17 protein-coding genes are annotated in these 22,145 nt (G+C 51.9%); 12 read left to right on the top strand and 5 right to left on the bottom strand.

Annotated elements, in window-relative coordinates; all coding sequences use genetic code 11:
* Positions 1–10 precede the first annotated feature (10 nt).
* From GX839_01890 to GX839_01900, 3 genes are read right to left on the bottom strand one after another with little or no spacing between them, the layout of a single operon-like run.
* Positions 11–3,229 carry a hypothetical protein gene (locus tag GX839_01890; GenBank protein ID NLB04219.1) on the bottom strand — a complete coding sequence of 1,073 codons (3,219 nt, stop codon included), beginning with the start codon at positions 3,227–3,229 and terminating at the stop codon, positions 11–13.
* A 13-nt stretch (positions 3,230–3,242) separates the two neighbouring features.
* Positions 3,243–5,141 (bottom strand): selenocysteine-specific translation elongation factor, encoded by a 1,899-nt coding sequence (gene selB, locus GX839_01895; protein NLB04220.1) that lies wholly within the window; start codon positions 5,139–5,141, stop codon positions 3,243–3,245.
* Complete coding sequence (locus tag GX839_01900; protein ID NLB04221.1) at positions 5,138–6,601, bottom strand: L-seryl-tRNA(Sec) selenium transferase; 1,464 nt, start codon at positions 6,599–6,601, stop codon at positions 5,138–5,140. The genes selB and GX839_01900 overlap by 4 nt, the downstream gene beginning before the upstream one ends.
* Positions 6,602–7,401: 800 nt before the next feature.
* Here GX839_01900 and GX839_01905 point away from each other — a divergent pair.
* The 12 genes from GX839_01905 to GX839_01960 all read left to right on the top strand — a co-directional run bounded on the left by GX839_01905 (position 7,402) and on the right by GX839_01960 (position 19,926).
* The gene (locus tag GX839_01905; protein ID NLB04222.1) at positions 7,402–7,881 is read left to right on the top strand and encodes a hypothetical protein; all 480 of its coding nucleotides are present in this window, start codon (positions 7,402–7,404) and stop codon (positions 7,879–7,881) included.
* A gap of 250 nt (positions 7,882–8,131) precedes the next feature.
* Positions 8,132–9,580, top strand: coding sequence for an aspartate aminotransferase family protein (locus GX839_01910; GenBank protein ID NLB04223.1), 1,449 nt, complete (start codon positions 8,132–8,134; stop codon positions 9,578–9,580).
* An 84-nt stretch (positions 9,581–9,664) separates the two neighbouring features.
* Positions 9,665–10,675: a dihydroxyacetone kinase subunit DhaK gene (dhaK, locus tag GX839_01915; GenBank protein NLB04224.1), complete on the top strand. Its 1,011-nt coding sequence runs from the start codon at positions 9,665–9,667 to the stop codon at positions 10,673–10,675.
* Between the two features lie 20 nt (positions 10,676–10,695).
* Entirely contained in the window at positions 10,696–11,331 is a 636-nt protein-coding gene (locus tag GX839_01920; protein ID NLB04225.1) for a dihydroxyacetone kinase subunit L, read from the top strand.
* Between the two features lie 2 nt (positions 11,332–11,333).
* Positions 11,334–11,813: a hypothetical protein gene (locus tag GX839_01925; protein NLB04226.1), complete on the top strand. Its 480-nt coding sequence runs from the start codon at positions 11,334–11,336 to the stop codon at positions 11,811–11,813.
* Positions 11,814–11,938: 125 nt separating this feature from the next.
* Complete coding sequence (locus tag GX839_01930) at positions 11,939–12,997, top strand: substrate-binding domain-containing protein (protein ID NLB04227.1); 1,059 nt, start codon at positions 11,939–11,941, stop codon at positions 12,995–12,997.
* A gap of 334 nt (positions 12,998–13,331) precedes the next feature.
* Positions 13,332–14,879, top strand: coding sequence for a sugar ABC transporter ATP-binding protein (locus tag GX839_01935; GenBank protein NLB04228.1), 1,548 nt, complete (start codon positions 13,332–13,334; stop codon positions 14,877–14,879).
* A 55-nt stretch (positions 14,880–14,934) separates the two neighbouring features.
* Positions 14,935–15,912, top strand: coding sequence for an ABC transporter permease (locus GX839_01940; protein NLB04229.1), 978 nt, complete (start codon positions 14,935–14,937; stop codon positions 15,910–15,912).
* 36 nt (positions 15,913–15,948) lie between these two features.
* A complete protein-coding gene (locus GX839_01945; protein ID NLB04230.1) occupies positions 15,949–17,022 on the top strand; it encodes a glycerol dehydrogenase in 1,074 nt (357 codons plus the stop codon).
* Positions 17,023–17,065: 43 nt separating this feature from the next.
* Entirely contained in the window at positions 17,066–17,851 is a 786-nt protein-coding gene (locus GX839_01950) for an SDR family oxidoreductase (GenBank protein NLB04231.1), read from the top strand.
* A gap of 200 nt (positions 17,852–18,051) precedes the next feature.
* Positions 18,052–18,237: a hypothetical protein gene (locus GX839_01955; GenBank protein ID NLB04232.1), complete on the top strand. Its 186-nt coding sequence runs from the start codon at positions 18,052–18,054 to the stop codon at positions 18,235–18,237.
* A 609-nt stretch (positions 18,238–18,846) separates the two neighbouring features.
* A complete protein-coding gene (locus GX839_01960) occupies positions 18,847–19,926 on the top strand; it encodes a hypothetical protein (GenBank protein NLB04233.1) in 1,080 nt (359 codons plus the stop codon).
* Here GX839_01960 and selD read toward each other — a convergent pair whose 3' ends face one another.
* On the bottom strand, positions 19,927–20,910 hold the full coding sequence (gene selD / locus GX839_01965; GenBank protein ID NLB04234.1) for a selenide, water dikinase SelD: 984 nt from the start codon (positions 20,908–20,910) through the stop codon (positions 19,927–19,929). It abuts the gene before it with no gap.
* 134 nt (positions 20,911–21,044) lie between these two features.
* Positions 21,045–22,133 (bottom strand): s-methyl-5-thioribose-1-phosphate isomerase, encoded by a 1,089-nt coding sequence (locus GX839_01970; GenBank protein ID NLB04235.1) that lies wholly within the window; start codon positions 22,131–22,133, stop codon positions 21,045–21,047.
* Positions 22,134–22,145 lie beyond the last annotated feature (12 nt).

Here is a 22,145-nt window from a genome sequence, read left to right on the forward strand (position 1 = left end):
TTTCTGCTGGTCAATGGTCCGTTTCAAGTATGATCCGGCGGATCCGGTCGCTTTCGCTTTTGTCAGAGGCTTTTGGCCGGTTCCGGCTGAGGCGGCGGTCGTAACCGCAGGCCGCGTGCCAAGGGCAGAAGGTGCAGGGATTCTGGCCGCCCCCCCTGACTGCGGGATTTGCGGGGAAATGCCCGCCCAGGATGGCTTCCAGACTTTCAATGGCTTTCTTTTCAGCGAAAGCTGCCACTTTTTCAAGATGGTCGTTCTCCCAGACAGCCATTTGCCTGGTCAGTGACTTGAGGCCGTCATTCCCGCCGGGGCCGGGCGGAAGCTGAAATGAAGAAAGTTCATAGAGGTTTGACGCCGCCCAGCCCGCAAAGAGAAGTCCCTCAATCACACTCCCCGGATAAGCTGTCTCATAAGCCTGTTTGTATAGGGGCAGCTGGAGATCGGTGCCGTCGTAAAGACCAAGCCAGGAAAACTCTCTGGCAGAACGCTTATAGTCGATGAGCCGGATCAGGCCGTCAGGGTTTTCATCGATCCGGTCGACCAGGCCCCTGAAGACAAAATCGTGCTCCCCCGCTGTTAACTGGTAGGCGGGGCGCCCTTTTTGGGGGAAATACCATTCGAGGCGAACCGGCCGAAAGCCGCCCGGAATGTTGAAATCAGCGAGGACTCTCAGGTTGTCGGCAGCGCGTTGGATCATCCGCTCACCGATTCCTCCGGCCAGACGCGGATCCTTGTACCAGGACAGGTGCCTGTCTTCGGCGGCCTGTCTGTAAAGTTTTCGCATATAGGGGCCGGTCAGCTGACTTTGCCAGTTCAGCATGACAGCCCCTTGATCAAGTTCCGCGGAAGTTGCCAGAAGCTGGATTAAATCATCCACAGCCAATTCCATCAAGCGGTGAAGAATTGTTCCCTGATGATTGGCCAGGTCGTCGGAGATGACCCGTTCCGAAGCTCCTGCCAGGTATTCGGCAAAAAACCGGAAGGGACAGGCATTGTAGAGCTGAATCAGGGAGACGCTGACACCTTCACGTCCGGCCATAACTGATTCGGCCAGAGGCCGGGGAATTGAAAAAGATCCGGCCATGCGATCGGCTGGTTCAAGGACCCGGGGAAGGGTTTTTGTCAAGCGGGCCACGGCCTTCTGCCAGTCAGGAGGGGCCTTGCGATTCCACCGGAGCCTGTTAACCGCCGCTCCCGGCGCATACCAGCGGACATCCGGGTCATTGGATTGCTTGGTCAGGGTGATTTTGTGACCGTCTTTTTCTGACAACCATTCATCAAAAAGCCGGGCGCTGTCATTGCCCAGGGTCGGTACTGACAAATAAAGTGAGTGATCAGGCCCTGAAAGGAGTGAATGAATCAGCCAGGCCTGCCTGGCCGCCTGATCTTTTTTCCGGCTGGGAAAAGCTTTGCCTGTCCGGCCAGCCAGGAATGCACGTTCCTCATCCAGCAGATACCCTTCCTGGCCGGGTCCTGGAGGAAAGGCGGAGTCAGTGGCGCCGAGGATAAATAAGACCCGGCAGGGCCAGCCGGCCATCTCTGCCAAGGATCCCACCCTTACCAGATCGATTCCCGATGGAATAGAGGCCAGGGTTAAGCCTTCAATGCCCGCAAGCAGCATGGAAGAAAAATGTTCCTGGGCCATCGCTGCCTCACCCATGAGCTCTGAAGTTTCCTCCAGATAATTCAGGGTGGCATTCCATGAGGCAACAAGAACCCGGGCATTTTCTCCATGGCCATCAGCCAGCAGTAAGTCCCTTTGTTTTTCGACGCGTTCATTGAAAGGACGATCGCCTCCAGTCAGAAAATCAAGCAGGAAGGCGCATTTGGTCCTGCCTGTCGCGGCTTCCCGCAAGGCCGCCGCCTGCCGGAGCAACTGTTCCAGATCTTTCAGGACAGACTGGACGGCCTCTCCGCCCGGGGTCAAAGGGTCGATCCAGGCCTGGGGTTCTGTTCCATTCCCGATTTCTGCCAGGATCCTGCGCAGAGTGCTGGCGCTGCGCCAGCCCCACGCCAGTGCGGTGTTTTCAAAAAGATCAACTTTTTCGCTGTCCATGCCGGAAAGTCCGCTGCGGTAGTAATTCAGCAAATCGTCCAGGCTGAAATCGTGCTTGCTGAGCGAGAGAAAGGCTCTCAGAAAGCGGATGAAAGAACTGTGATGAAGCGGTCTTCCCACGTCCATGTAAGCGTCAATCCCATATTCCGCCAAAGCCGGCTCAAGAAAGGCAGGTGCAGTATCCGTCTCGCAGAGGGCAATGCCTATGTCCTTGCGGCGCAAATCAGTGGTTAGCAGAAGCCTTCGTATTTCGCCCGCTGCATAACGCACTTCCTCGTGTCTGTCGATGGCCCGGATAAAATAGTATTCAGGTTCCGGGGAAGTCTTGCCTGCCGGCAGCGCCTCCAGCTTTGATCCGGGGAAAGATCTGTTCAAGGAGAGCAGGGTTTCCCTGCCATGTCCGAAGGCCAGTTGATCTTCGCAGGACGGGTCGTAAGCTACCGCAATGGTCAGGGAGGCAACGACATTGGAAAGGGCTTCCAGCACCTTTTTTTCCTGGGAGGTAAAATCACGGCTGTTACCGAAGCCGAGAACCCAGACGTGGGTCCGGCCAAGAAAACCCAGCCTTTGCGAAAGCGGCTGCGCGTTCAGCAATTCCGCCAGGCTGCCCAGTTCCTGATCAGGGTCTTGCAGCTTCCGCTCTTGCATCTCCTGGTCCAGCGTTTCCTTGAGAAGGGCGAAATCGTGGAATTTGTCGGCCCTGGTCCGGCCCCAGCCTCCGTCACCCTTTTCATTCTCTGCTTCCCGCAGATCCGCAGCTGTTATGCCATAACGGTGGAAATCCCCCAGCACACTGACCAATTCCGCGGCGTAGCGGGGCTTGCCGGCAAGGCGGTTGAAACGGCGGAAGCCAAGTGCGCTGTCAAGAAGCGCCCTTTGAGCCAAAACGGCCTTGCCTGCCCTGGAGATAACCCTGGCCGCCTGACGTCCTGATTCGTTAAAAAGCCTGGTTGCCAGGCGCCTGAAAGAAAGAATCTCGGCCATCATCAGGCCGCCGGCCTGTTGGCTGGTGATATAACGGCGCTCCATGTCAGCCTTTATGGTTTCGGGCACGATCACGAAAGCCCGGTGGTCAGGCCAGGCCAAACGGTGCCGGCTGAGTTCTTCAAATACCCGGCGAGTCAGTTGATCGGGATCCCGGTGATGGATAAGGCGGGGACTGACATCCGGCATGAGGTCGACCTTCCTAGGTGAAGAACACGCGAACCTCACCTGTCAGGCGGGTGCGTTTCTGTTTGTCAAAGTACTCAAGAAGTGCCATGGCGAATTTGCGGGAACTTTCAAGCTCGTCGCGAAATTCTGCCAGCGTAATCTGTCCCTCTTTTTCAATGGCGGCACGGACGATCTCCCATGCCTGATCCACCTTTTCCCGATGCATCAGGATCTGGGGAGTGAGCCGGACCAGGCTTCCCCGATCGATCAGCAGGGACAAAATCTGCGCCCGGTCAACGCGCTTGCCCGCTTTAAGTGGAAGCTGGCCGGGATCGGGGGGGGAATAGCCCGCCCGCAGGAAGGCTTCTTCCATCTCTTCGGCGGCTTCCACTTCTTCGCTGGAAAGCGAAACCGTGTAGCCGTGAAGGGAAACCAGTCCCTTGGATACGTCAAGGATCTGCCGGTCACAGAGCCGGTCGATGACAAGATCGGACAGATGGATTTCTGTGCGCGGCATAAGCCGGGTTCTCAATTCTTCACGTCGCATGCCCTGTTCAAGCGGGCGCCGGCCATGAAAATCGCCAAGGAGGGCCGCAGCTTTCTTCCCAAGCGTTTCCAGCGCTTCGCTGCTGACCGCGACAGCCTGATTCAGAAGGACAACTGAACCATCTGCAAGCAGGCCTTCGAGCAGGACATCAGCTTCTTCGGCCCTGATCCCTGCCTTGTAGAAGGCTGTCTCCAGAGAAGCCAGCCTGTCGCTCCCCAGACCGATCGCCAGACGGAGGCGGGCTGACCGGTCGCTGCCCGCCATGATTTCAAATTCTTCCTGGGTGGTCTCCCGCATGCGCCGCCTCCTGGCCGGAAGCGGGTCAACGATGACGCCGCCCCCCACCGTTTCAAGGGGTGAGTAAAAACGGATGACAAAACGGTCGCCATATTTGGCAAAGACCTCCTCTTCAGGCCAGAGCTGGGCAGGCCCTTCATCCCCCGCTTCCAGAAGGTCGCGGTCAAGCAGCACGACACGGGCCAGCATTTCACGCGCACCGAGGAAGAGGTGGACGCGCATCTTATTGGTTATGGGGAAGCGCGTGCCGGGGAGCGCCGTCAGGGAGACATCGAACCGCCGGCTCCCCTGGAGGCTGCCAGGCGCTGTCAGCGTGTCTCCCCGTGTCAGATCATCTTTTTTGATTCCCGTCAGATTGAGGGCGACACGCTGGCCGGGCCAAGCGGTATCCACCGTCTTTTCGTGGACCTGGATGCCCCGGACGCGGGCGACTTGGTGCCCGGGGATGATTTCCACCTGGCTGCCCATCCGGATGATCCCCTCGATGAGGGTGCCGGTTACGATGGTTCCGAAACCGCCAAGTGAAAAAACGCGATCAATGGGCAGCCGGAAGGGAAGGCTGTCTTTGGTATGACCGCTGACATCGATTAATCCGAACAAGCTTGCCCGGAGGGCCTCAATGCCCTCTCCTGATACGCTGGACGTCCTGATGACGGGCGCGTCCTCCAGGAAAGTACCCCGGACCAAGTCTTTGAGATCCTCCTCGACAAGTTCAATTAATTCCTCGTCGGCCAGGTCACACTTGGTCAACGCGATGACACCGCGGGGAATGCCGAGGAGGGACAGGATCCCGAGGTGCTCACGTGTCTGCGGCATCACTCCCTCGTCAGCAGCAACGACCAGAAGCGCCAGGTCAATCCCCCCCGCCCCCGCCAGCATATTGCTGACAAACTTTTCATGTCCTGGAACATCGATGATGCCCGATCGCGAGCCATCGGGAAGGTCGAGCCAGGTGAAGCCCAGCTCGATGGTGATGCCCCTCTCTTTCTCCTCTGCCAGGCGGTCGGGGTCGCGGCCGGTCAAGGCGAGGATCAGGGAAGACTTGCCGTGGTCGACATGGCCGGCTGTGCCAATAATGACATGCTTCATGGCAGATCCGTCTCTTCGCTGAACGCGCGGGCCAGGGCGGAAAGGAGCAGCCGTTCCTCCTCCCCGGAAAGGGTTCGCAAGTCGAACAGGAGGGTATCAAGTGTGGTGCGGCAGAGAATGGGAGGGTCAAAGGCCCGCAGGTTCTGTTCCAGTGAGGAGATTGACCGTGTGCCGGATCTGACCGCCAGGGCCCAGGAGTGCAAGGGTATTTCCGGCGCCGACCCTCCCCCCATGATGATCTCGGAAGGGATGGCTTCTGCCATGATTCCGTGCCCCGAGAGAGACAGAGCGGCTTCTTCCGTTCGCTGGCGGAGCGAATCGTTGTTGTAAAGGACTGAAACAAGCAGGGGGATACGCTCTTTTGCCCGGTCGGGATCCAGGTAGAGTGCCAAGGTCGCCTCAAGGGCAGCAAGAGTCATCTTGTCACAGCGAAAGGCCCGCATCAAGGGGTGAGCGGTCATTTTCCCCACCAGGTCAGCCCGGCCCATGAGGATGCCGGCCTGAGGACCTCCCAGGAGCTTGTCACCGGAAAAACAGATCAGGTCCGCGCCGGAGGCAAGGGCTCCACGGACAGTCGGTTCATCAGGAAGCAGGGCCGACAGTTCCTCTGAAACAAGGCCGCTCCCCAAGTCATAAATCAAGGGGATCCCATGGCAGCGGGCCAGCTGTGAGAGCTCCGTATCGCTGACGTCCTCGGTGAAACCTGAAATCCGGAAGTTGCTGCGGTGAACTTTTAGTAGGGCTGCGGTCGAATCACTGATGGCGCGCTCATAGTCGGCCAGGCGGGTTTTATTGGTGGTGCCAACCTCCCGGAGGATGGCGCCGCTCTCCTCCATGATTTCAGGAACCCTGAATTTCCCCCCGATTTCCACCAGTTCGCCGCGGGAAACAAGGACCTCCCGGCCCCGGCACAAAGCTGATAGGGCCAGCATGACGGCAGCCGCATTGTTGTTGACCACTGTTGCGGCCTCAACATCAAACAGGCGGCAGAGCAGGGTTTCCAGGGGAGCTGTTCGTTGACCGCGTCTGTTTTCTGTAAGATCAAACTCCAGCGAGGCATAACCTTCGCTGCAGCGCTGGACGGCTGCAAGGGCCTCTTTTGCGAGGGGTGCCCGGCCGAGATTGGTGTGGAGGATGGCACCGGTGGCGTTGATGACTTTCCTGATCCCGGGTTTTGATTCGGTTTCAATTTTCAAAAGAATGGCCCGGAGGAGGACCTCTTCGGACAGCAAGATACTCCCGGCTGCCTGGCAATCTGCCCCAGCTGCTTTTTCAATGTAGGCAGCGTCAGCAAGGGGATCATCCGCCTTTTTTGTGAGAAAATGGCGTGCGGCCTCGAGGATCCCGCGCACGGCTTCCCTTACCGGATGATAGCCGTTCGATTCCCTTGCGGCATCAAGGCGTGAATCACGCAGCAGTTGATCTACTTTCGGCAGGTCACGTGGATTTTCAATGATCATCCTTTTGGCCTCCTCACCTGAGAGTCTCAAGATCATCTTACCAAAAGGGAGTGGTAGAATAGTGCCGAATCAGCGGCGATCGCCGCGGCAGACAGAAGGGATGCCGGTCATGCGAAACAAACTGAAAAAAATCGTCCGGTCCTGGGTTTCTTTCCTCCCGACTTGTGAAGCAGTTCTAAGTTAACAGACCCACCGGATGTCTAAATCGCCCGCCATTCGGGCTGCGATCCTTCAGATGCGCAGCTTTTTTGACAGCCAGGGCTTGCCTTTGGCCTATCATCTTTTCCCCGGCAACTCAAGCGAAAAATTATCCTTGTATCCTCTCAAGAACCGGATCCGGGAAGATTACAACCGGAGCCGCGTTGTGGTCGCCGCCGACAAGAGAATGAATTGCGGGGACAACATCAACAAGCAGCTGGCCCGGCAACGGTTACATCCACAGCCAGTCCATCTGCGGAGCCGACCGGGAATTTCAGCAGCTTGTCCTGAACAAGGAGGCCACCTAAAGAGGGGGAGTCTGGCAAGGCCAAATCGAGGATCTATCCGAAAAAGACTACCTTAACCAACCGGCATAGGAAAAGGAAAACTCTCCGTCCATCAAAAGCAGGTGGTTTTTTACAGCCAGGACTACGCGGACAAAGCGGCCTATAAGCGGGCCCGCGTTCTTGCCAAAGCCAGGCGGCTTTTGAAGAGCCCACAACTTCTCATGTGAGCCATCAACAAAGGTGCCGCAAGCTACATCAAGAGCCTTGAGTAAATCGAGGATGGTGAAATAGTCGAACCCGAGACCCTGCTTTATCTTGAATAAGAAAAAGATTAAACAGGAGGCCTGGCAGGACGGCCACTACGCCATCGTGACAAGTGAGCTCGATCTTGACGACAGCGAAGCGATCCGACTTAACCACGATTTTAGGAAGATCGAGGAGATATTCAAGATCTCCAAGTCGGAATTGAGGACACGGCCAGTCCACGTGTCTTTGGAATCATATATTGAGGTGCATTTTCTGACCTGCTTTGTGGCGCTTGTCCTTTTAAGAACTCTGGAGCTCAAACTGAACCGGGCCGGACTCGAAGGCGCGGGTGGTCCGCAGGTTTTTCAAAGCTTCGGTTTGCCGGACTTGTTTCGAAAATTCACCTGCAGCCATGTCCCGGAAAACTGCTACACCTTCCATTTCACTGGCAACAACATCAAGGAGATCGAACAAGCACTAGAATTGGAACTTGGCCGCAAGCACAGGAAGCGAGGTGAGATCCGGTCCGTGATCGCCGATGCCGATTAGTAGTTTTTGCATAGTACATTTGCTTGTGTTTAGTTTCGAAGGTCAGGATTCTAGCAACGAACAGCCGATTCCAGTTACTTTGCCATTGGATCGGATTTATTGTGCTATCTCCCAAATACGGCGGTTTCTAGTTGACATTTTTTTAGCATAAGTCTAGACTTAACGGCATAATTGCGGTATTCAGCAGAGAGCGTTGCTGCGGGTACTCGACATGACTAATGTTGTTACCAAACACAAAGAGGAGGTCACTATGCCGAACATCGAGAATCTTAGGGGTGTTGCTTTCAAGCAAAGAGAGAAATTGCGGGTTTCAAAGGAGCAAATGCTCCAACGCATTGAGGATTCCCCTTTCGGCCCAAAAGGGAAGGAATTGGCAAGGCAAGCCTTAGAGAATGAGTCCTACGGTGCGATGGGTTGGCTTTTATGGAGTGTGCCTCCCATCATTGAATACGCCAAAGGCTCTGTCATCTATGACGTCGATGGCAAAGACTATATTGATTTGCTGTCCGGTTTTTCGGTAAGTCAGTTTGGTAACTGTCAAGAAGAATTGACCAAGGTTATTCAGGATCAAGCAACAAAGCTTACCCATTATTTTGATCTATTTCATCCTGAAAGAGTTAAGTTAGGCAAAAAGCTGAGAGAACATTCAGGCATTAGCCAGGACACCAAGGTGGTTTTTGGCGTTACCGGATCAGACGGGATTGAGCTCGCCGTTAGAGCAGCTCGTTACTACACGGGCAGGCAGTATATCCTTGTGGCACATGGGGATTACCACGGGGTTACTTACGGAACAATGGGTTTGACAGGGAAAGGTGGAATGCAACCGTATTTTTATCCTGTAGCGCCCGATCCTCATGTTGGACAATTCTATTTCCCGCATGAATATCGTTCGAGGGATGAAGAATATTCAGGCTTTGGAATGGAATCGATCAGGGATCTCGAAAGAGCACTTGAAGGTAAGGAAACGCCTTGGGCGGACGGGTATAGTGGCATTTGCAATGTTGCGGCGATTCTTGTTGAGCCTTTCCAAAGTTCAGCGGGGTATTATGTCCCTCCCAAAGCATATTTACAGGAACTTCGCAGAATATGTGACAAATTTGGTATTTTGCTGATTACAGACGAAATTCAAGCCGGACTTGGAAGGAGTGGAAAGCTTTGGGCCTACCAATATTCGGATATCGAGCCCGATATGATTGTTACTTCCAAGGCGCTGGGTGGTGGATTGCCCATTTCAGCAGTTATCGCTAAAAGCGAGATTCTCACAGAATGGGGTCCCGGTGCACACGTGTCAACGCAGGCTGGAAACGTGCTGGCATGTGCAGCTGGCAACTATGTAATGGATGTTGTGACGGATCCGGCGTTCCTGGAAGAAGTCAATCGCATCGGTGATCGTTTCTATGAAGGATGGAAGGTTCTACAGGATAAACATCCGAGCATTGGGTATATCGATCATATGGGACTGTATCTATCAATTGAGTATGTCAAAGACAGAAAAACGAAGGAACCTGCTGCAGATTTCACAACTTTTGTCCGCGATGAGGGTGTTGCAGAAGGTCTCGCATTTGAAAAAGGTGGTTACTGGCACAACAGAACACAAATGATTCCAGCTTTAAACATGCCGGATGATGTTATGGACGAAGCTTTCAGGCGTTTTGACAGGGTGTTGACAAAGGGCGAGAAATTATTTGGCATCGGATAAATTTGAGGCATGTATACTCGGCCAGTCACCAGTGGTGACTGGCCGAGTGAATCTGGGGATTTGAGTGGAGGAGGTTTGATACGAATGAAGAAATTTATGAATAAAGCTGAAGATTTTGTCGACGATATGCTAAAAGGCATATATGCAGCACATCCAGATGAAGTGACCATGGTGGGGGATGATTTGCGATGCCTGGTGACCATGAGGCCAAAGGAGAATAAAGTTGCCATTGTAACGGGAGGTGGCTCAGGTCATCTGCCCCTATTTTTAGGCTATGTGGGTAATGGTCTTTTACACGGTTGTGCTGTTGGCGGGGTGTTCCAATCCCCGAGCGCCGAACAAGTTTTAGAGGTAACGAAGGCGGCGCATCAAGGCCAGGGTGTCCTGTACATCTATGGCAACTACACGGGCGATATCATAAATTTTGACATGGCTGGTGAAATGGCTGAAATGGAAGGTATCGTCACCAAAACTGTCCTCGGTGCAGACGATGTCGCGAGTGCGCCTGCGGGAGAGGAAGGTAAGCGGCGGGGGGTTGCTGGCATATTCTTCGTCTATAAGGTGGCTGGAGCAAAAGCAAATGAAGGCGCTACACTCGATGAAGTGTATCGCGTTGCGGACAAGGCAAGTTCAAATGTAAGAACCATGGGAGTAGCACTTACGCCCTGTATTGTTCCTGAAGTTGGGAAACCATCCTTTACTCTTGGTGATGATGAGATGGAAATTGGGATGGGCATCCATGGAGAACCCGGTGTCCGTCGGGGGAAACTCGAATCGGCCGACAAAGTTGTCAAGGAGATGCTGACCCCTATCATGGATGATTTGGGTCTTGAGTCTGGTGATGAGGTGTCGATATTGATGAATGGCCTGGGGGCTACCTGTAAAGAAGAATTGTACATCTGTTTTTCCAAGGTAGCAGAGATGCTCCGTGACCGTGGCATTAAACAGCATTCTGTCTATGTCGGCGAGTATGCGACATCCATGGAAATGATGGGCTTCTCCATATCGGTCTTCAAGCTCGATGAAGAGCTAAAGAGCTTGCTGGTTAAGCCTGCCAACACTCCCTTCATTACCTTGGCTGGTCTCAAAGATTAGAAGGTGGGAGAAAAACAATAATGAGAATTTTCACCAGGGATGATCTGACGAGGGCCGTAGTCATCACAAGCACCTTGATGGATGAGAATAAGTTCAGACTCATCGAGCTGGACAGCCAGATCGGTGACGCTGATCTGGGGTTGACAATGAGCAAAGGTTTTGCGGCTGCAAAAACTTGCGCACTGGAGCTTGAGGATGATGACATCTCCACATCCTTCAAAAAGATTGGGCTTGCCATAGCGAAAGCCGCACCTTCAACGATGGGCTCTCTGATGGCAACTGCCTTTATTGGTGTAGGCAAGGAAATAGGTCAAAAGGAATACTTGGATTTTTCTGACGTGGGGCTCATGTATATGTCGATGGCCAGGTCCATCCAGGAACGTGGCAAAGCGAAGGAAGGGGACAAAACGCTTCTTGACGTACTTTTTCCCGTTGCGCGTGCCGTACAATCTTCCAGGAGCCAGGATATTTGCGAACTGATGGAAATTGCTCATAAGGTATCGAAGGAGAGTCTTGAACGTACGAAAAACTTAATGAGCCAGCACGGCAAGGCAGCTGTATTTCGAGAAAAAACCATTGGGCTGGAAGACCCGGGAGGAGCAGCAGCGGTCTTGTTAATTGAAGGATTCTACAGAGCTTGTATCGGAGATGAATGATTATGATTATTAAGGCACAGGAATTGACGGTTGAATCATTCGCCCCTTATGGATCGTTTATAAATCCAATGAACGGATATGAGGGAGATGAAACAATCGAGTTCACTCCCGATCGCATGATGTATCAAGTTGGCGGGCGAATTGGAAGCATGTCCAGTATCCGCATCAAGTGGCGGCCCATGGAGTTTGGAGTAACTGAATATCACGATGAATGCGAAGAAGTGTTTGGCGGTTTTGGCTGTGAGGTGGTCTTCCACGTTGGCCTTGTGTCCAGAACAAACCAACCGATTCCGGAAAGCTTTGCAGTTTTTCGGCTTCCAGCGGGGTGGTATGCACGCGTAAAACGCCGGGTGCTTCATCATGCCGGGTTCGTTGTAGGTAAAGATGACGTGGCTGCAGGAGTGGTTCTGCTGTCCCCTTCTGCCTACACGATTGACTGTCACGTTATTGAGCTGGAACAGCCGATTGGTATTGAAGTTTAAACAATATTATTTTTTTCTTGAGTTGCTGAGAATTAATCGTTATGGGCCGGTTTTCGGGACCGGAAACTGAAATAGTGGTTTACGCTCTAAGGGCGTAATAGAAGAAAGGCACAAGGGAGGTTTCTATGAAGAAGTCTAGGCTGCAAATATTCATGGTGTTGATCGTGACACTCATATTTGCGATGGGGTTGGTATTAACTGGATGCAGCATGGAAGGAGATAAATCTGGTAACGCTCCTCCTGCTGCGGAAGACACTAAGAAGCCCGAATCTCCTTCAGGTGGAGAAAGTGGGGAAGGGAAGAAGATCGGTTTTTCGATTGCGATGCTAGCCGGCAGCCCCTTCTGGCAGATCATTTCAGATGAACTGGAAAGAGGATTCAAAGAATTGGGCTATGAGTTCGTTGTTCTCGATGCTCAGGGAGATGCGGCAAAGCAGGCTTCAGACGTTGAAGATCTGATTGCGCAAAAGGTCGATATAATTCTTGTAAATCCGTATGACAGTGATGCGATTGTGCCGGTCACACTGTCTGCACGAGATGCCGGTATCCCGGTGATGGCGGTGGATATCCCTGTGGCTGAGGCCGGATACAGCATAGCAACTTGTATTTGTGACAACGTCATGCTTGGGTACCAATTGGGCGAGTATGCGGCGGATAAGTTTAATACGCCTGAGGTTAAAGTGGTCGTAATCAGTGGCTATCCGAACGGTATCGACAGTCGTCAGAGGCGTCACGGTTTCATTGAAGGCTTCCACGCAAAACAGTTGGAGAAATTTGCGCAAACGGGCTTGAGGATTGTTCACCATGGTTGGGGTGATTATGCACGTGAACCTGCAAATAAAACCATGGAAGACGCCATCACACGGACAAACGGTGACTTTGACATCGTATACTGCGAAAACGATGATATGGCCATCGGTGCCCTCCGCGCAATGGAAAGCGCCAACATCACAGGCAAGATGATTTTGGGTGTTGATGGTCTTAAAGAGATGTACGAACTGATACGTGACGGCTATACAACCGCTACAGGACGAAATTCACCGGTTGAGTTGGCAGCGGTATCCGTCCAAGCTACCCATGATTATCTGAACGGCAAGGAAATTCCTGAAATCATTTTTACGACGCCGACCGTTGTGGAGAAGAAAAACATAGATGAATTCTACGATCCTGATTCAATCTTTTAGAACCAGGTGAGTAGAAACGTTTATGTGATGGGCGAGACGATGATGTCATCATCGTTTCGCCCATATCATGATGTTAGTTCGTGAGATCATCGGTTGAAACACATCGCATCCGTTTCTGCTCTCGATTCAGCCGGGTCGAATGGGGTTCTTCCGTTTGAAGCGTTCAAATGGATCTCGCATGAGGGTATTCTTAATTGCATAGCGGCGTTCTTCTGAAAGAGAAGCACTGACGGGGTCCCATCTATTTGGCATCACCTCGATTGTTAACCAACTGATATTGACTTCGAGGAGAGACAACAAAAGGAAAATTTTTGGTAAATGGAGTGAGTTTAGAATGGGTGCTTTTAATCCAATTGTTGAAAAAACTGAAACAACAGAAACCCACGAAACTGACAACGTTATTCTTCGGGTCACGGGCTTGGTTAAAGATTTTCCGGGTGTTAGAGCGTTGGATAATGTCTCTTTTTCCCTGCGCCGGGGCGAGATCCACGGTTTGGTGGGTGAAAACGGAGCGGGCAAAACTACGTTATTGAAGATTCTCTCTGGCGTTTATGCTGCTGACAATGGTGAAATTGAATTGGAGGGGTCAAAAGTTCATCTGAAAAATCCGATCGATGCACAGAGCAAAGGTATTTGTATGGAATACCAGGAGAAAACTCTGTTCCCCAACTTAAGCGTTGCCGAAAATATCTGTGTAGGCAATTTAGGTTTGTATTCTGGCAGCCGTTCAATGGTTTCCTGGAAAAAAATCCACACAATCGCAAATGAAGTTCTCAATTGGTTGAATTTCGACATCGATACAACCTTGAATATTCGAGATTTGTCACCTCAGTTGCAGCAAATAGTTCAAATAGCGCGGGCGATTGCACTCAAGGGAAAGATCATCATCTTGGACGAACCTACAGCTGCTATTTCTTTTAGCGAAGTCGACAATCTATTTGCTACGCTGAGAAGGTTAAAAGATGAAGGCTACTCGATCATCTATGTTTCTCACCATCTGAAAGAGGTCTTCCGAATAACTGACAGGGTTACGATCCTGAAGGATGGTCAGGGTGTCGGAACCTTCGAAACGGCAGCTCTTGACGAAAAAGCGATGACTCGTCTGATGATTGGGAGAGACATTATCCGCGAACGCCAAAGCAGAGACTTCTCAACAAGTGAGGTGGTATTTGAAACCAAATCGCTTACCACAGCGGATGAATCGATTTCTGACGTTTCAGTTAAAGTTCGAAAAGGAGAAATCCTGGGGATTGCAGGATTGTTAGGAAGTGGCAAAGACATCTTAGCCAGGGTCATCGCGGGATCAACGCCAATAAAATCGGGAGAAGTAATTCTAAACGGGGAAAGTTTTGTTCCAAAACGTCCAAAACAAGTGATCAACAAAGGCATAACAGTATTGCCGGCAGAAAGAACTCTTGAGGGCTTGATCTTAAGGCAGTCGCTGAATTTTAACATGACACTTTCGTCTTTCAAGAGATTTTCCAAATTCGGCATCATGAATGCAAGAAAGGATTTCAGATTGGCCGAGAAAGCTGCCTCCGATGTCAATCTAAAATACGTCACACTGAGACAGCAGGCACTGTCTTTGTCAGGAGGCAACCAGCAAAGAGTCATGATTGCGCGTGCCCTTTTGACGAATGCAAAGATTATCGTTTTCAATGAACCCACGCAAGGTGTTGATGTGGGCGCAAAGCAGGAGATCCACAAACTGATCCGTTCCTATGTTTCACGGGGAGGGTCCGTGATTATCATCTCATCGGAACTTCCTGAGTTGCTGAGTACAAGTGATAACATTGCCGTTATGAGCAGGGGGAGAATCGTCGCCAATTACACTGGCGACGAGGCTTCGGAGGAAACATTGCTTAAGCAAATGATTGGCTGAGGCATGAAGTGATGAACGTATCACATCTAAGAATGGAATTTGGAGATAAAAGATTATGGTGAAAAGTAATGCCGGCAGAACACTGGATAGGCAGAGACTTGGCCACCTTGCCAAAGAATATTTCCTGGTTATCGTTGTTGCCTTGTTAATAGTTGTATTCAGTTTTTTGAACCAAAATTTTTTGACAGGTGCCAATATTCAAAATATGTTAAGGCAAGCGGCAGCAAATGTGATCATCAGTATCGGGATGCTGGCTGTTGTTTTAACAGGGGGCATTGATCTTTCTGTCGGGGCAACCGCTGGTTTAGCTGGGGTGTTGGTGGCGGGCTTTATTAGAGACGGCATGGGTGCTCTCAGCGCTTCCTTATTGGTACTTGTTATCGGAATTCTGGTTGGTACGTTCACCGGATTTTTGGTTGTGTACATGGGTCTGGCACCTTACATAGCCTCGATGTCCATGATGCTGATTGTGACAGGAATAAAACTCCTTTACAGTCACTCACTTTCAATTTCGATAGACATGAGCCAGAGTGGTTTTTTGATGGTCGGCCGTGGGAATTTTGCAAGCATCCCTATACCCATTTGGATGATGTTTGTTATGACTTTGATATTCCAATTCGTTATGTCGAAAACGACTTATGGTAGAAGTCTCTACGCTCTCGGCGGCAATCCGGAAGCGGCTTACCTTGCGGGTATCAATAGCAAATTTATGACGATGTCCGTCTACGTAATAAGTGGGTTTTGCAGCTTTGTTGCAGGGATTATGCTTGCATCAAGGCTGGCATCTGGTTCCCCTTCGACGGGTACGGGTTTCGATACAAACGCGATTGCATCAGTCGTTATCGGTGGAGGAAGTCTTGCCGGAGGACGGGGGAAGCCCATGCTGGTTCTGTTTGGCGCGATGGTGATCGCAATGCTGAGTAATTTCCTTAACCTGATGGGTGTGCAGAATTACATTCAGAGAATAATCACGGGCGGAATCATTATTCTCGCTGTATTCATCTCGGAACGGACTGGCACCAAGAAGCGATAAACCTTGTCTCACCGAACGGAAGAATGTGAGGGAAAAATGGAAATGATCTTCGGAGCCCCCCAGTTTTACGTGCAGGGACCGGGCATTATTGCAAAGACAGGGAAATATCTGACAGACCTCCAGCTTGATGGGAAACTCTTGCTCATGATTGATGTGGGGGTGAAAGAGGTGGTTAAGCCAATGTTGGTTTCTATCGAGGAGGCATCGATAGACTACGATGTGCTGGACTTTGCTGATCAATACACCCTGAAAAAAATCGCATTAATCGCCGATGAGTCCAAACACAAGCAGTATTGCGCTGTTGTGGGCGTTGGTGGTGGCAAGCCGATAGATGCTTCCAAACGGGTTGGTTGGTCCCTGGGCATTCCTTTCTTATCGGTTCCTACGAGTATCGCCACAGATGCTGCAACGAGTAGAACATCGGTCGCCTATACAGATGATGGCGAGTTGGTTGAGGACAAGACGATTTTCAACCCTGCTGGAATTTTCGTCGATTCCGCCATTATTGTTCGGGCACCCATTCATCTATTCGGAGCTGGGATGGCCGATGCGCTATCCAAGAGATATGAATACAAACTGTCGTTAGCCTGTGGATTCCCAAATTGGTATGACGCCTCTTCAGCCTATTTTATTGACGCAATTTCCAAAGAAATGCACGAACTGCTTTTGCGTAATGGTAGATATTTGAAGGAATGTTTTAGGGAGGGCGTGCTTAATGAGACAGTTGAACGGAGTATCACCGCCATGCTGCTCATGAGTCGTTTGGTGTGGGATTCAGGTGGTTTGCGGGGAGCTCATGACTTATTCGAGGAATTCAATGATGCAGGTTATGGTAAGGATCACATGCATGGTGAAATAGTTGGCTATTTCGATCTTGTCCAACTATTGGTAGAACAGTACCCAGACAATGAGTTTTACGAACTCTACACTCTTTACCGTGATTTGGGTATCCCACTCAAAATTAGCGACTTTGGATTTCCTATCGGGGACGCTGATCAACTCGATGAGTTGACGACGCGCTTTTCCAAGAAATGTGGTGAGTTCAACTGGCATCCAGGTGATGACGCGTTTAAAGATGCTTTACTTAAGCTCGAAAAGATGCAACTTTAAAAAAGCAGACATATGATAATCGTTTGATATCGGAGATAATTCTATGGAAAATGCAATCTGGAATCTATTCGATTTGACTGATAAAAACGCTGTCGTGACAGGGGCATCCGGTGGAATTGGTTATGCCTGCGCTATTGGCCTGGCCCAAGCGGGCGCAAATGTTGTTGCCCACTATAATACCAACAAAAAAACTGCGGATAAACTTGTAGCAGAGATTAGAAAAATGGGAAAAGAAGCCTTCGCGGTGCAAGCAGATGTTTCCAATTACGAAGACGTTAACCGCATGGCAAAAGATATCGATGAGATGTGGGGAAAGGTTGACATATTGTTCAATAATGCCGGAATTGGGCTAACCGTCGATCCCGAAAAGAGCACAAAGGAAGAGTGGTTGAAGGTAATCGACACGAATCTTAATGGCGTATTCTACTGCGCACAAGCTTTCGGTAAATTGATGATCCGGGATGGAGGTGGAGCCATTATCAATATGGGTTCCATGTCCGCAGAAATTATCAATAGACCCGAAGAGGTCTCCTACAGCACTTCAAAAGCCGGCGTCCACCTGATGACTAAAGGGCTTGCGGCATGCTGGGCAAAATATAAAATACGTGTCAATGCTATAGCTCCGGGGTATATTGCAACTGAGATGTCACTTCCCATGATGCGCAGTGAGCCTGACTGGGTCAAAACGAATTGGACCGATTGGACGCCGCAACGACGGATTGCTGAACCTGAAGAACTGGTGGGCATGGTTGTTTATCTCGCGTCCGAAGCGTCGAGTTTCGTCACGGGTTCTTGTTTGATCATCGACGGGGGATTCACGGTGTATTAACGGGCAACCATTCTTTGGACAATTACAATTATGGCTTTCACAATTTCGAGTAATGTATGTTGAATGCGCCTGAATGTATCCGATTAAGTTTTCAAAATAAATCCGTGACGCGTCAACAAGACTGACAAAAGCGACAAGTTGATTGCCTGTCTCAATTTGGATAAAGCAGCATAAGTTTCGCGCAAATGAATTAGGAGGACATGACTCCCTCTACTCACTTGGAAAAATTGGTTTTGGAAAAAACAAACCAAGGAGAAAAAGGAACCAAGTCCGAAAAAAATATTCAGTTGAACGAAGGAATCATCAGAGAAGAGCTGGGCGAGATGGTGCATCAAAGTGTTGAAGATACTTTGAATACATTACCGGAAGAAGAGCCGACTGACTGACCAACGTCAAATGCAACAAAAGAATGGTCATACGAAAGATTCTTGACAGTACTCTTGCATCCATGAGAGATTTCGCTCTCCGAAGGCAGTCATGGACGCCATTTGTTACCATAGAACAACTGGGGAGGAGCACTGAAACTGCCAACAAACCTGAACATACTACAGGGAACAGCTGTGCAGAGGGATTGGCAGGTCATATCCTGGGCACCAGGTTCAAAATCCGTGAGAGCTGGTTCTGTCAGGGAGCGGCCGTGATGGTCGTTTCACGCGCCTTCGTGACGAAAGCAGGGGAGTTGACATCACTGCTGATCGAAAAGACACAAAAATTGGCTGTAGCCAGTATCCAGGAGCTTTCGGCAAATTTTCGGGAATACAGGTGATGCGGGTCGCCCACGATAGCCCGAAGGACCAACAAACGGGAGACACCGCCCTACCGTTTACGAAAAGTGAACGCCGTTAACAGCTTGGGGAGATTCCATTGATTCTTACTCTGAGCTACAACAACTTGACACGGCCCCAGTTGCAAAAGTCAGGATCTTACCAAAAGGGAGTGGTAGAATAGTGCCGAATCAGCGGCGATCGCCGCGGCAGACAGAAGGGATGCCGGTCATGCGAAACAAACTGAAAAAAATCGTCCGGTCCTGGGTTTCATTCCTGAATAAACGGGCGGATGCTTCCATGACCCGCGCCATGATCTGGTCGATCCGGTCGGGCAGCAGAAAGGAATTCAAGCACCGTCAGTGCAGCATAAGCCTTGAAGAAAAAAAGGCCATCCAATCGTACTGGGGCCGCTACACGAAACAAAATCGCCCTTTCTTTCAGGCTTTGTACGCTTGCATGCATGGCACCTTCGATGTCAGATACCTGCCTGACGACCTCTATTTGACCCGCATGCTCCGGCATTTAAACGACCGGGAATACAGCGTCCTGACCAATAAATGCCTTCAGCCGCTTTTATTTGACTGCCGGCAGCCGGAAACGGTTTTCATGCGGATTAATGGATCCTACTGCGATGCGGCCTACCGGCCCATCAGCAGGGAGGAGGCAATCGAACTTTTTCTTGAGAGCGGCAAGGCGGTTGTCAAGCCGGCTGTGCGTACGCACAGCGGCAGGGGCATTCAGTTTCATGCCGCCCGGAGCGCGGAGGAAGTCTCAGAATTTCTGGAGCACTGCTTTGGGCAAGTTCCAAGCTACATCGTACAAAAGGTGGTGAAGCAACACGCCGGCCTTGCAGCCATCCATGAGCCTTCAGTCAACTGCCTGCGTGTCATGACACTCTTGATTGACGGCCGGGCCGTTGCTCTTTCAACAGTTTTGAAGATGGGCGCCGGCGGAAGCCAGCTGGACAACCTGGGATTCGGCGGCATCGTCTGCGGTGTCAGGGAAGATGGCACCCTGAGGGAAGTGGCCTTTTCGGCTAATGGCGACCGCTTCTACCAACACCCTCAGGGCTTTGACTTCAGCGGCTATCATGTCCCCTCCTATGAGGCGGTCAAAAAATTGGCTGTGAGCATGGCGGAACGCGTTCCCTACACGCGGCTGATTGCCTGGGATATCGCCGTGGCCGAGGACGGTGAACCGGTCCTGATCGAATACAACGATATCGGGGAGCTGGGATTTATGCAATATGCCAACGGTCCCCTCTTCGGTGACTATACAGACAGGATTCTGTCAGAAATCTTTCTTTAGTCAGATCACCCGGATGGCCACCCCCTGCCAGGGGGTCAGGCGTCCGATCGGCCAGGCTTTTTCACCCAATCGGCTCAGGGCGTCCAGATAGGGGTCGACCTGATCTTCCCGCATAGCCAGCAGGAGACCGCCGGACGTCTGCGGGTCGAACATCAGATCCGTCAGAGCCAGCGGGATCTCTCCATCAAAGCGAACCCGGTCGCCAACGTAACGCCTGTTGCGGTAAGTTCCGCCCGGCAGCATGCCCTCTTTGGACATGTCCAGGGCACCGGGCAGCAGGGGAACGGACCGGCTGTCGATTTCAACGGTCACTTTCCGGTCTCTCCCCGCCATTTCCCTCAGATGTCCCAGAAGGCCGAAACCCGTGATGTCAGTCGATGCCGATACATCGAGGCCGACGGAAGCTTCAAAGGCATAGCGGTTGAGTTTCGCCATGGTGTCAATCATGCGCTGGACCGTCTCACCGTCCAGCAGGCCCGCCTTGGCGCCGGTTGCCAGAGCCCCGGTCCCCAGCGGTTTTGTCAGGACAAGGATATGGCCAGGATGGGGGGTATCATTTCGCCGGATCTGATCAGGGTGGCAGAGCCCCATGACAGACAGGCCAAACTTGGGCTCTTCATCTTCGATGCTGTGGCCGCCCGCGACTGTGACACCGGCTTCCATGCATTTATCGGCCCCGCCCTCGAGAATCCTCCGAACGACGGCCAAGTCAAGGCAGCTCGAAAAACAGAGGAGATTCAGGGCTGTTTTGGGGACCGCTCCCATAGCGTAGACGTCACTCAGGGCATTGGCCGCGGCGATCCGGCCGTAATCGAAGGGGTCGTCAACGATGGGCGGAAAGAAATCCACCGTCTGGATGATGGCGATATCATCAGAAACAAGGTAGACACAGGCATCATCCTCGGTCTCATAACCGACCAGGAGGCGGTCATCTTTTTTGATCGGCAAGCCGGTCAGGAGCTCGGAAAGGACCCCCGGTCCCACTTTGGCCCCTCAGCCGCCGGCGCTGGTCAGCTGAGTCAGCCGGATTTCCTGGTCAGACATGGTGACACCTCCTTTACCCTGGCGGGTAGAACCCGCCGTTTATCATAACACGAGGACGGCCGCAAAAAGGTCAATCAAACAACGAGGCCGTAATAGTCGCCTTCCCTTCCGCCCGGCGGACGGTAATGATCCAGGGTGTAGGGGGTTAAAATGCCTGTGTCGGTGACTACTCCCGAAATGAGATGGGGCGGCGTAATGTCAAAAGCCGGGTAGTAACCTTTGACGCCCGGCCGTGTATTGCGAACACCCCCCGCCTCAAGCACTTGATTGGGATCACGCGCTTCGATGGGGACCTGGCTGATCCGGACCTGGTCCGGGATCCCTGTGACGAAGTAGGGCACACCGAAATATTTGGCCACCATGGCGATCTGGAGAGTACCGATCTTGTTGACCACATAGCCATCCAGTGTGATAGCATCGGCTGCTGTTGTAAAGAGATCCACCCGGTGGCGGGAGAAGACTTCGGCCGGCATGTTGTCAGTAATAACCGTGACGTCAGTGCCCATTTCAGCCGCGACACTGGCCGTGAGGCGGGCTCCCTGGAAATAGGGCCGGGTTTCAGGGCAAAAGAGCTTCAATGTCAGGCCCTTTTCCTGAGCAGCCCGGATCATGGTGCCGACAACAGTTTCGCCAAAGCAATGGGTCATGACGGTTGCCTCTTGGGGCAGGAGTGAAATAAGGTTCCTCCCGACCCGGGACATCCGTTCATAACGCCGCTCCAATGAGTTGTAAGCTGCCTGGAAAAGTGTCTGTGTCAGGTCTTTTTCACCTTGCTCAAGAGCCCGCAGGGCAGCTGTCAGAGCCCCCGCTGTTACCTGCCTCATCCTGGGTTCTGTTGTCGGCCTCGCCGTCGACAGAAGCCCGGCTGCCTCTTCAAGCGCGGCCAGCTGCTTTTCCTTGCTCCGGCCCCTGACCTGATACGCGGCAAGTGCCATTCCCATGCCGGCCGCCGTGTAAGGGCCAGCGCTTTGTGTCACCATCCGGGTGATGGCATCGGCGACTTGTTCGACTGTCCGGCACTCTTGAAAAATAATTTCGGCGGGATAGACACGCCGGTCCAGGATCCGGACAAGGCCGTCCTCATACCAGGCGATATTTTCGTAGCGCAACAGGAACCCGAGGTCATGATCATGGCGTTTCCGGGTGTCATCACATGCAGACATGAAAACTCCTTT

This window comes from Fastidiosipila sp. (assembly GCA_012511175.1).
Classification (GTDB): Bacteria; Bacillota; Clostridia; order Saccharofermentanales; family DTU023; genus UBA4923.